Raw genomic sequence first — 12,048 nt, forward strand, 5'->3', positions numbered from 1 at the left:
AGATTTTGAGCGGCATCATCTATGATCTGTATTAAGCCGAAACCAACCGCGAAAAACCCGAATAAATGGTTTCGTCCGGTCACGAGGGTTGTCGCTCGCATTCGATCTTAAGAAGATGGCAATGGCATTGCGTGTCTGATCTTCCATATGAGGGGACAAGGTGTCGGCACAAAATGGTTGCTGGACGTTTTTTCCATCCTGCACCAGCGCAATAATTTTTTCCAACATCGGGTCCTCCTGAATTGTTCACCAAATTGCGGAACCCCGAAACCGTGAAATCTGTTCCATTTTCGAACAGCGAAAATTTTTGTAAAAATGTTTAATGCCCAATCAACATGCCCGTTGGATGAACTGCATGTCGAATAGCCGAGAATTTGGCAGCTAGTGATTGGTTGCGAGCTAACGATTTGCAACTGCAACAATCTGCTATTTTGTTAGAATGCGGTCCTGCATATTTTTGAGCAGCAGCCTGTTTGCAGGAATGCGTGCGCCCGTATCGCGGACCAAGCCCCCGCCAACCGCGATCCGGGATCTCTACGGTCAGCAGAAAGATGCGGATTCTGCGAGCTTAGGAACGAGCGTGGCAGTAGAGTCCGAATTGCATTTTGTGCATCGATAGTGAAATTACTTTATTCATAGTTTCACCGGCCTGGCCCGTGAAGAGAAAAGAAGCGCCTTGTTGCGGCAACCGCTCCAGTGGTTTGCATTTTCAGATTGCATAGCTGCTATGCAAACTCGTTTCTTGAAAGCCCTCACAGTTGGGCGTATTTTATTTCTGTTCAGTCTTACTCCTCCTCCCAGAGGCTGAACCCAAAGCGTGGCGCTCCTCCTCCCAATAGCCGCGCTTTTAAGATCAGCCCGTTTCGCACTCCTCCTCCCAGCGAAACGGGCTTTCTTATTCTTGGTGGCTGCGAAAATATAATCTTCGCTCTTTGAACTTATATATATCATTCGTACCAGTCGGCATTGTAATCTTTTCCTAAAATTGACTTAAATTCCGTGGTTGCCTTTGCCTGTTTCACCGTCTGCGCCGCAAAATCGGGCACAACAGCGAACCGAGAAAACGGCGGAGCGGTTTTTGCGAAGCAAATGCGCTCAAAAACAAATAGATATTGCTCTCAATTCAATCTGAACTGAAACTGGAACAGGCCACATTAACTGTAATATGTTTGCTGGTTAATGCGCAGTGCTTCTAGTAAGCTTTTCTTCCAAAGAAACAAAAGCGGCATTCAGAAGGATTGCAAGACTTGCCACAATAAAGCCGCCTTGCAGCACGAATGCGGTATTACCCGATAGAAGACCCGCAACAATTACTTCACCCAGTGTGCTTGCAGCGACGGTGGAGCCAATTGTGGCTGTGGAGAGGGAAATGATTGCGGCGAGACGAATTCCCGACAAAATGACGGGAAATGCGAGTGGCAATTCAACATTAAACAGCAATTCTCGATCAGTCATACCCATCCCACGACCTGCGTCCACGACTTCTGGATCAAGGTCGCTCAATCCAGTAAGTGTATTTTCGAAAATCGGGAGAAGTCCGTATAGCAACAGTGCGATGAATGCAGGAGTCGAGCCGAAACCAAAAATCGGTACTGCTATTGCAAGCACTGCGACGGGAGGGAAGGTTTGGCCTATATTGGCTATGGCACGCGATAGAGGGAGAAATTCTCGCCCGCTTGGGCGCGTTGTAAGGATTCCGAGAGAAACTGCGACGATCGTCGCGGTTACTGTGGCAAGAGCAACGAGGGCAAGATGGTGAATGGTAAGTGCTAACAATGAGTTCTGAGTATAGATCGCCGGTGCGTTGTTTCTGGTGAACGGGGCGAGAAAACTCGCAAAAAACTCTGGTTTAACGATGAAGACACAGAGAAAGATCAGCAGGGCTGCCTTCAAGAATGCACCAATCTTCATGCGAGCCTCCGAGCATGCTCTTCAATTGACGAGCGCGTTATCCGTCCAATAAGCGAACCATTATGGCTGACGGGCAGCTCAAGCCGCCCAGACGAGAGGCTTGCGCCGAGCGCTTCACGTAGAGAAGTTTGACTTGATATTGCTTCCCCCCCGGCTTGGCCAGGTTCAACAAGGCTTTCCACTTTTCTAAGCGATAACAAACGAAAGACTTTATCATTGCCGCCGCCAACAAGCGCTTGGACAAATTCGGTTGCTGGACGCGCGATTATTTCTTCTGGCGTGGCATATTGAAGAAGTCGGCCCTTATCCATCACCGCGATGCTCGAACCCAGCCGGATTGCTTCTTCCATGTCGTGGGTGACGAGTACAATTGTCGTTCCGTAGTGTTTCTGAATTGCGAGCAGGTCTTCTTGTGCCTTGTCACGAATAATGGGATCGAGCGCACCAAAAGGCTCATCCATAAGGAGAATTGCAGGGTTTGAGGCCAGCGCGCGCGCTACACCGATGCGCTGCTGTTGGCCGCCGGAGAGCTCATGGGGCATCCGATTACGGAAGGCTGCGGGATCGAGATGGAACAATGAAAGCAGTTCATCAACGCGTGCGTTGATTTTTCCCTTGTCCCAGCCAAGAAGCCTCGGAACGGTGCCAACATTATCTGCAACTGTGCGATGAGGAAATAACCCATGCCCTTGAATGGCGTAACCAATACCGCGGCGGAGAATATGAGCAGGTAGCTCCCGGTTGTCCTTGCCATTAATCTTGATTGTACCAGCGCTTGGTTCAACCAACCGATTAATCATTCGCATGAGCGTAGTTTTACCGGAGCCCGAAGTCCCTACGATCACGGCAAGTGCGCCAGCCTCAATCGTCAAAGTAACACTATCGACTGCGGTCTGTGCGCCGTATAGACGAGTGATATTGGAAATTTCGATCATGGAGCCCGCTCCTAATTCCGTTGTCCACGGCTGATTTCAATTATTGCATCTAGTAAAATGGCTGCAATGAATGCCATGGCGACCGTAGGCAGGGCGCCGAGTAGTACCAAATCTGTGGCGGTTTGGGCGATGCCTTGGAACACAAACGTTCCCAAACCACCACCCCCGACAAGGCCGGCAATGACGGCTAAACCTATATTCTGTACCAGCACGACGCGAATTCCTGTGAGGATCACCGGAAAAGCCAACGGTAATTCAACCGATAACAACCGTTGGCGCCGCGTCATCCCAACCCCGCGGGCAGCATCCACCACAGACTGAGCAACGTTATCGAGTCCGGTAACTGTAGCAGAGACGATAGGGAGCAACGCGTAGGCAATCAACGCGATGAGTGCCGGCGCTGGACCGATGCCGGCAATGCCAAGTTTCGCAGCCCCCGGAAGATGCGTTCCTATCCAAGCCAATGGCGCTATCAGAACACCGAACAATGCCATCGATGGAATTGTCTGAATGACATTGAAGAATGAAATAACAGGATCGCGCAAACGTCCGAAATTGTGAATTAATATTCCGATTGGTGTGGCTATGACGAGTGCTGCGAAGAGCGATCCGACAGAAAGAAAGGCGTGTGTACTAAGCGCGCCTGTAAAGGCATCACGCCGAGATGCGAATTCTTTCAGGATGGAAATGTCGGACCAGACGCCGGAGAACAGAAAAGCCGTCAACAAGAGAACGAAAATGCCAAGCGCCGCCAAACGCAGAAGTGGTTTCAGCTGCATGCGCACCAACGTATCTCCGATCGCAAGGGCAAGAGCAAAAAGCATGAGCCAAAAGCCAGCGCCGGGGGATATCCGGGCATAATTATTACCGGCAGGTGTAAGAAACGTAGCGCTCAGGCCGATACCAAGTCCGGCCATGATTATTGTTACGAGCAGAACGGCTAGTCGCAGTTTCAATGATGACCGATTAGCCATTACAACGCTGGAGACGAGGATTAGCCCGGAAAGTGCGAAAGAAGGGAGAAGGGGCAGGGCATTTAAGATATACACTGGCGCCGTTGCAGCCACGCGGTTTGGCCTAACGAGAGCGAACGGCTGAATGACCAGCGCCAGTATCAACAGTAAAGCAATAACCGTTCCTAAACGGTCTAGGGTGAAAAGTGAGGGAGCAGCGGCAGTTCTTCCTGCGCTAGTTTGCATAATGTGTCCTACTCACCGGCAAAGAAAGTCGATTACCGCGCGCATCAAGGTTCGCGCGGCATGCGAAGATTTGTGGGAAAGTCCCCAGGCTTGGATTCTGCCGAAACGACTATTCGGCAGGGTCGCTTCATTTCAGAAAGCCCTTGGTCGTGAGATAGTCACGAGCGACATCCGCTGCGGGTTCGCCTCCGACTTGAACGCGACCGTTCAAATCCTGTAGGTTTTCGAGCGTGAAAGATTCGAAAACTGGCTTGAGGATTTCCGCAATTTTGGGATATTCCTTCAAGGTAGCTTCGCGAATAATTGGCGTGGGCAGGTAAACTGGCTGAACGCCTTTGTCATCCTGCAGCACGACGAGGTCCGCAGGAGCGATACCGCCATCGGTACCATACACCATCGCCGCATTGGCACCTGAAGTCTGCTGCGCCGCAGCGGCAATAGTTGCTGCAGTATCTCCACCTGAAAGCGTGATGAGTTGATCCGGCTTAAGAACGAAACCATAGGCAGTTTGAAACGCGGGCAGGGCTGTCGCCGAGCTTACAAATTCTGATGATGCCGCCAGCTTTACGCCACCGCCCGATGCCACGAATTTACCGAAATCCGTAAGTGTCTTCAGGCTGTCCTTTTCCGCAAGGTCACGTCTTACCGCTATTGCCCAGGTATTATTGGCATTTGCAGGGGTTAGCCAGACAATCTTATTGGCCTCGAAGTCGAGCTTTTTGGCTTCTTCATAGCCAGCGTCTGCCTTGTTCCAGACTGGCAAATCGCCTTTATTGAAAAAGAATGCAGCATTTCCGGTATATTCCGGATAGATGTCAATCTGCCCCTGAATTATCGCTTCACGAACGATGGGTGTTGCGCCGAGCTGGATCTTATCGACAACGCCGATATCGTTGGCCTTCAGCACCTGGGAGATTATATTGCCCAAAACGCCGCCTTCGGTGTCAATTTTTGAACCGACAACCACGTCGGCCGCGAGTGCAAAACTGCCGCCATATACAGTGCCGGCTACGAAACCAGCCAAAATGAGCATCGCTTTCATCATTCGTTCTCCCTCACAGTCAGACGCTGTTTGAATTGCACGCTATTTAAAAACACAGAATAGGGATATATCCCAGATTGCGAACACCGGATGCCTCAACGAGTTTTCGGCGCTATGTGTATGATTTATAAGCTCCGTAAACACCCCTTCCGAGAAATTAAATTCTACTCGATATCCTCTTTAAGAAGTCCAATGACTTCATTTAACATTGCTGAAGTGAAAGTGTTCCGGCGCCATACAAATGAAAGTATCTGACGGTACTCGGGCCCCAGCGGAATTTGAGTAATTGGGAACGGCAGCCGCGCGACAACTGGCTCTGGCAAGATCGAGAGATAGCCATGTCGCGTAACCAAATTAATGATCACCGGAATGGAATCCATTTCGATCAAGCGCAGTTTTGATGGGCGCACGGGTCCCAAGACGCTTTCGAGATAGCGCACAGCACTTTGTCTAATTCCACTTTTCAAACTCGGCAGCGCTATTGGGTGGCTTTGCAGAAATGAAACGATATTGTCAGAAAGTCCGGCCATGACACGCTGATCGCCGATCAATGCCAACGGGATATTTGAAACAATTCGCCCGTCAAAGTCCTTTGAAAAGTTTCCGTGATCAATAAGTACGGCGTCATATCGTCGGCTTTTTAATCCTGACGTCAATTCGTCTGCGGTATTCGCCGAAATCGAGAGTGGTTGCCGAGGATATAGGCGTTCCCAACCCGCAGTCAGGTTTGCAAGTATCTGAGCAATGTTGCTCTCATGCCCAAGTGGCATAACAGAGCCGATCCTGCAGGTTGCGAGATTGTGGCGAAAACGATCTGCGGATGCGTGTGAGAGCTCTTCCCATTTCGCTGTGAGGCTTTCAACTATTTCCAGTGCCATCGCACCTTCTACTGTACAATTAACACCAGTTCGCATCCGATCAAAGAGTTTGCAATTAAGATTACGTTCGAGGTCGGAAAGCTGTCGCGTTAGTTGAGGTTGACCCATGTTCAGATTTTTTGCGGCGGCCCGAATGCTGCCGGCTTTGGCTGCGGTCACAAAGCGCACGAGTGCAGTGATGGTGATTGTTGGTCGATGATCACCTGTGCTGCCGATCGAAAACAATTTACGAATGAGCGCGCTTGCTTCTTCAAACAGCCGCAAACGGTTTTCTGCCTCCAATGTCAAGGTCAGTACGCTACCCTCCCGTCGTAACAGCGGAAATGCAAGCGCGCTTTCCATACGCTCTAAAGAGGCACTCACCGTCGATGGTGCTCGTCCTTCCAGACGGCCTGTTTCACGAATAGAGCATGTCGCCAGCAATGAGTTTATCGTGAGTATAGTGCCGAGATCCATAATTCCCCCAATTCCACGACAAGAAAACCCTCCAGCTGACTGTCATATCGGACCCGCGGTTTCGTATGACATGCGTGTTGGAAACTGCCGGTTAAATCCGATCATGGGGTTCAACAGCTTGCGTCAGCCCAAAGGTTCGCCCTGACCGATAAACTATATTCGAACATCACGCGTTCGCAAGATGGGATATGCCTTAAGCGGGTTTAGTCAGATAGACTTGCTTCAAAGGCCTAATTTAAAGGTATCGAGATAGTGCAGATTGTGTTGAATGGGCAGCCTCTCGGCTTCGCCGAAATGATGAAAATCGGAAACGGAGATGCCCTGGTTGTTGCATCGCCAGAAGGGATGGAGCGTGTTCGATCATCACGTGCTATCCTCGAGGAGGCTATTTATAACGGCGTTCCGGTCTATGGCAGCACGACTGGCGTAGGGGCAATGAAAGACGTCAATTGGTCGAGCGATGAGCTTGATGAATTCAATATGGGTCTTGTTCGGGCGCATCACTTCGGTACCGGCGCTGCTTTTCCACCTTCCACCGTACGAAAAGCGATCGCAATTCGGATAAATACGATTTTGACGGGCCAAGTTGGCTGCACAGCTGAGCTTGTCGATGCATATCTGGAGCTGTTGCGCGAGGACGTTATTCCTGTTGTCAGGCGTACAGGTTCCATCGGCTGTGCCGATATTGGTCTAATGGGGCAAATTGGTGCTGTATTAACCGGTGTAGGTGAGGCTACCTACCGCGGTGAGCGAATGCCCGCGGCTGACGCTTTGGCGCGGGCTGGGATGCGACCGCATCGAATGGCGCCCCGTGATGCGTTGGCGTCGCTTTCAGCCAATGCGGTAAGCTTTGCCGCGGCGGCCCGCGCACTTCGAGATGCCGCGTCAGTTATTCGGGTGATGCTTGCAACCAGTTTTACAGCCTCGGGTGCACTTGGGGCCTCTACGGACCCGTGGCTTGCCGCTTGCCACGTCGGTACGCCACGGGAGGCCCTTGTTGGTAAATGGTTTTATGACGCAGCGGCGACTTGGCGGTGGCCTGTATCCACGCAGGTGCAAGACCCACTAAGTTTGCGAATGGTGGCGCAAGTCTTTGGCGCAATTATTGAAAGTCTACTGGGTGCTGGCTACAAGATTCTGCAATCAACAGGCCGTTCAGACGATAATCCTGTCGTTGTTGAGGGACGAATTATCACTTCCGGGGGGTCGCTGCCGCTCGACGTGACCATACTGTTGCAGTCTGCTTCGCTCTGCCTTGCTCACGCAGCACGCAATGCATTCAATCGATGTGTTCTCCTGGGGAACGGTCACCGCCGCGGTCTACCGCTTAACCTCGTTCCAGAGGGTAAGATTGCAACTGGGTTTGGCCCCATTATCAAGCTCGCAGGGGAAATATTTTCACGCGTCCTATCCCTTAGCAATCCAGTTTCAGCTCAGTCACTTGTCGTCGCTGGCGGCATGGAAGACGAAGCAGCATTTTTGCCATTGGTAATTGAGCGGTTTGAGAGACAGGTTGAAGCCATCAAGCGGTTGGCAGCACTAGAAGCACTTTTGTCATCACAGGCCATAGATATCCTTAATGACAAACCTCAAGGTATTGCACGTCTCATTTACGAACAGGTGCGCAAATGTTCTTCATTCTACGACAAGGACAGACCGCTTTCTGCCGAAGTGGAATGTATTGAGGAACTGATTTGTTCAGACGCAGTCGTAGCGCAAATCATCGAGATTGCGCCCATTAACAGCATCGATGACTTCTTTGCATTAGGGACTGCACCAGAAGGCAGTCCCGAGGCGATACGGGCAAAGGTCGTTGTTGCGACACCGGCTTTCAAAGAGAACTGAAACACGCATGAACCTCTGCGGAGGTGATTGAGGAGGATTGTAATGTCCGATTTCGATCTGGTCCTACAGGGAACCGTCGTTCTCTCCGATCGCACAGTGGAGCGCGCATACGTGGCGGCGCGAGATGGTAAAATCATCCAGATAGGATCCGGCGAACCGCCTCAAGCCAGGGAGCGGCATCTTTTGGGCGATGCACTTATCATGCCGGGGGCAATTGATGCCCAAGTCCATTCGCTTTCTCAAAAAAATCAAGAGGATTTCATTTGGTCAACCCGCACTGCAGCGGCTGGTGGGGTCACGACCATCGTCGATATGCCATATGATGAAGGTGATCTGATTTGCTCTGCAGAAGCAGTCAAACGCAAAGCTGCTCGTGCAAAAGAGCAGGCCTTTGTCGACTTCGCGCTTTATGGCACTATTGACCCAATCGAAGGCTCAAAACGCATTTCTGAACAAGCGGAAGCGGGAGTTTGTTCGTTTAAATTCTCAACGTTTGGAACCGACCCAAAACGTTTTCCGCGCATTAATCCGCCGCTTTTGACCGATTGCTTTCGGGAGGTTGCGAAGACTGGTCTGGCTGCTGGCGTGCACAATGAGAATGAGGAGTATGTGCAGCACGCCATGGCAGCGGTAAAGGCTTCAGGCATTACCGACTACCGCGCGCATGGCATGTCGCGTCCGCCTTTAACTGAATTACTTGCAATGACCGAAATTTACGAGATTGGTGCTGCTACCCACTGTCCGGCTCACGTCGTTCATTGCTCGCTTGCTCGCGGATACGAGATTGCTGCGTCGTACCGCTTACAAGGTTACCATGCAACGGCTGAATGTCTTATTCACTATCTGATGCTGGATGAAGAGAGTGACGCGAGGCGGCTTGGCGGTCGCTCAAAATGCAACCCGCCATTGCGCCCCCGGGCAGAAGTCGAAAAGCTTTGGCGCGAACTGACTAACGGAAATATTTGGTTACTGTCCACTGATCATGTGAGCTGGTCACTCGACCGCAAGACCAACCCCGATATGCTCGCAAATGCATCGGGCTTGCCCGGTTTAGAGACGCTAATTCCGTTATTTGTGAAAGGTGCTATCGAACGCGGCGTACCGCTGTCATGGGGAGCAAGGCTGATGGCTTTGAACCCAGCAAAGCACTTTCGGATTGATCATATAAAGGGAGCGCTTTCTCCGGGGCGAGATGCGGACATTTCGGTCCTGGTGCCGGAGCCTTATACCTATGACGCGGCCTCTTCGGGCAACAATGTCGCGGGGTGGTCACCTTTTGATGGGATGAGACTTCCTTACAAAGTTGCGGCGACCTATGTGCGAGGTACCAAGGTCTATGATGGAAAGAATGTGATCGTACCTGCGGGAACGGGACAGTTTGTGCGCCCACCGCAACGCCACATCATTTCGGGTGCTCGAAATGGTGAGTAATCTCCCGGTTCAGGCCGATCGTGTCGCCTGTGATATCAATGATCTCGCCGCGATTACTGAAACGGATAGACCTTGGACGCGGCGCGTATTCACGCCGCTCTATCTCGAAGGTCGATCCTACGTTGAAAAACGTATGCTGGCCGCTGGACTTGAGACGAGGATCGATGCGGCTGGAAATTTGATTGGTTTTCGAAAAGGTTTAGCAAAGAAAGGCGTTATCATGTTGGGCTCTCACACCGACACCGTTCCAAATGGCGGTCGGTTTGATGGTGTGGCAGGCGTTGTGGCCGCGCTCGAAGTTGCTCGTTCCCTTCACGACAATAATATTGAGCTGCAACATGACTTGGAAATTGTCGACTTCTTGGCGGAAGAAGTCAGCCCGTTCGGGGTTTCCTGCATCGGAAGCCGTGGCATGACGGGACAATTGCCGAAATCATGGCTGGACCGGGTGAATGCTGGTCGAACACTTCACGAGGAATTAGGTGGGGTGGGAGGCAATGGAGATATCGTTCTGGGTCAAAGACGCGCCGACATAAAGGCTTTCTTGGAACTTCATATCGAGCAGGGCCCGGTGCTTGAGGATGAGCGTAAGGATATCGGTCTGGTTACAACAATCGTTGGTATTAGCCGATTTGAAATCATCATTGAGGGGCGTGCAGATCACGCAGGAACTACGCCAATGACAAAGCGCGCGGATGCTCTTGTTGCAGCCGCAAAATTGACGCTTGAAATAAGACAAAGGGCTACGGAAATTTCGACAGAGGGCGGTCATTTTACTGCAACCGTTGGCGAATTCAGTATTGAACCAAACGCCGCCAATGTAGTGCCGTCCTCAGCGCGACTGTTAATTGATGCTCGGGCTGAATTGCGCGCGGATATGGACAGATTCACAGCTTGGCTGGACCTCCTATGTGCACAACTCTCCCGGGATTATGCCGTATCTATTCCGGCAGTTAACCGTGTATCGGACAATGACCCAGCACCGAGCGACTTGATGGTCCTCGAGCACCTTGAGCGAGCGTGTGGAACGGTTGGCGCTACCCATCGCCGCATCGCATCGGGTGCGGGTCACGACGCGGCATGGCTTTCCAAGGTAACACCAACCGCCATGATCTTCGTACCGAGTAAAGATGGGCGAAGTCACACGCCCGATGAGTGGACTTCAATTGGTGAGATTACGTTGGGTGCGGCCGTGCTTTACGAAGCAGTACTCTCGTTGGATGAAACACTGTCAAACAAGCAATAGGAGTGTTAAATGGGACGCATTCTCGTTGAGAAAGACGTTGAGGCCGCAGTCAAGGGCGGCTCCGTTTATGCAGCTGGGGGCGGAGGCTGGGCTGACCACGGACGGATGTTAGGTTATGCCGCAGTGAATATTGGTAAGCCTGAACTCGTTGCTATCGATGAACTTGCCCCGGAAGACTGGGTGGCTACCGCAGCAGCCATTGGGGCTCCAGCCTCGACAACACCATGGGAAATGCAGGGAGTAGATTACGTCAAAGCGGTAGATCTGTTGCAAAAGGCCCTTGGATCGCCGTTGAAAGGCCTGATCATAGGCCAGAATGGAAAATCATCAACCCTAAACGGCTGGCTGCCATCTGCAATACTCGGTACAAAGGTCGTCGATGCGGTCGGCGATCTTCGCGCGCATCCGACTGGCGACATGGGTTCTATCGGGATGGCGGCTTCACCCGAACCAATGATCCAGACTGCAGTCGGCGGAAATCGCTCAGAAAATCGTTATATTGAATTAACGGTGACAGGTGCTACAGCGAAGGTCTCTCCGATCTTGCGCGCCGCGGCAGACCAATCTGGCGGATTCATTGCATCCTGCAGAAACCCTCTGCGGGCTTCATACGTGCGCGACCACGCAGCCTTGGGCGGCATTTCGATGGCTCTCAGTCTGGGAGAAGCTATCATCGCAGCTGAAGCTGCGGGTGGACATGCGGTTATCGATGCTATTTGCAAGAACACCGGAGGACACATTTTGTCGGAGGGTGTAATCAAGCAAAAAAAGGTGGTCTACACCAAGGAAGCCTTTGATATTGGTACCGTGACCGTTGGTGCAGGGAGCGATGCAGTTGTATTGCACGTCATGAACGAATACATGGCGGTAGACGATAACCAGGGGCATCGCCTGGCAACCTTTCCTTCGGTGATCACTACTCTTTCGCCGCAGGGCCATCCATTAAGTGTGGGCGAATTGCATGAAGGAATGAAGATTTTCATCCTTCACGTCCCTATGAATACAATACCACTGTCCGCCAGTGTTCTAGACAGAACTGTCTATCCACCCGTTGAAAAGGCAATGGGGATCGAGATATCCAAGTATATTCAGGGAGTAAAGTGAT

10 protein-coding genes are annotated in these 12,048 nt (G+C 51.6%); 4 read left to right on the forward strand and 6 right to left on the reverse strand.

Annotated features, from left to right (window positions below; all coding sequences use genetic code 11):
- Positions 1-15: 15 nt before the first annotated feature.
- From KMS41_25200 to KMS41_25225, 6 genes are all read right to left on the reverse strand, one after another.
- On the reverse strand, positions 16-228 hold the full coding sequence (locus KMS41_25200) for a hypothetical protein (protein QWK81773.1): 213 nt from the start codon (positions 226-228) through the stop codon (positions 16-18).
- 948 nt (positions 229-1,176) lie between these two features.
- Positions 1,177-1,911, reverse strand: a complete 735-nt coding sequence (locus KMS41_25205; protein ID QWK81774.1) for an ABC transporter permease — start codon at positions 1,909-1,911, stop codon at positions 1,177-1,179.
- Entirely contained in the window at positions 1,908-2,846 is a 939-nt protein-coding gene (locus KMS41_25210; GenBank protein ID QWK81775.1) for an ABC transporter ATP-binding protein, read from the reverse strand. Before KMS41_25210 ends, KMS41_25205 begins: the two co-directional genes overlap by 4 nt.
- 11 nt (positions 2,847-2,857) lie before the next feature.
- Positions 2,858-4,045, reverse strand: a complete 1,188-nt coding sequence (locus KMS41_25215) for an ABC transporter permease (protein QWK81776.1) — start codon at positions 4,043-4,045, stop codon at positions 2,858-2,860.
- A gap of 127 nt (positions 4,046-4,172) precedes the next feature.
- Positions 4,173-5,087: an ABC transporter substrate-binding protein gene (locus KMS41_25220; protein QWK81859.1), complete on the reverse strand. Its 915-nt coding sequence runs from the start codon at positions 5,085-5,087 to the stop codon at positions 4,173-4,175.
- Positions 5,088-5,251: 164 nt separating this feature from the next.
- A complete protein-coding gene (locus KMS41_25225; protein ID QWK81777.1) occupies positions 5,252-6,421 on the reverse strand; it encodes a LysR family transcriptional regulator in 1,170 nt (389 codons plus the stop codon).
- Positions 6,422-6,715: 294 nt separating this feature from the next.
- Here KMS41_25225 and KMS41_25230 point away from each other — a divergent pair, with 294 nt between their 5' ends.
- Genes KMS41_25230 through KMS41_25245 form a run of 4 tightly spaced genes read left to right on the forward strand, consistent with a single transcriptional unit; the run spans position 6,716 to position 12,047 of the window.
- Positions 6,716-8,266: an aromatic amino acid ammonia-lyase gene (locus tag KMS41_25230; protein QWK81778.1), complete on the forward strand. Its 1,551-nt coding sequence runs from the start codon at positions 6,716-6,718 to the stop codon at positions 8,264-8,266.
- Positions 8,267-8,308: 42 nt separating this feature from the next.
- A complete protein-coding gene (locus KMS41_25235) occupies positions 8,309-9,697 on the forward strand; it encodes an amidohydrolase family protein (protein QWK81779.1) in 1,389 nt (462 codons plus the stop codon).
- Entirely contained in the window at positions 9,687-10,943 is a 1,257-nt protein-coding gene (locus KMS41_25240) for a Zn-dependent hydrolase (protein ID QWK81780.1), read from the forward strand. The genes KMS41_25235 and KMS41_25240 overlap by 11 nt, the downstream gene beginning before the upstream one ends.
- A gap of 9 nt (positions 10,944-10,952) precedes the next feature.
- A complete protein-coding gene (locus KMS41_25245) occupies positions 10,953-12,047 on the forward strand; it encodes a DUF917 family protein (GenBank protein ID QWK81781.1) in 1,095 nt (364 codons plus the stop codon).
- Position 12,048 lies beyond the last annotated feature (1 nt).

It is taken from the genome of Ochrobactrum sp. BTU1 (assembly GCA_018798825.1).
In the GTDB taxonomy this organism is placed as follows: Bacteria; Pseudomonadota; Alphaproteobacteria; order Rhizobiales; family Rhizobiaceae; genus Brucella.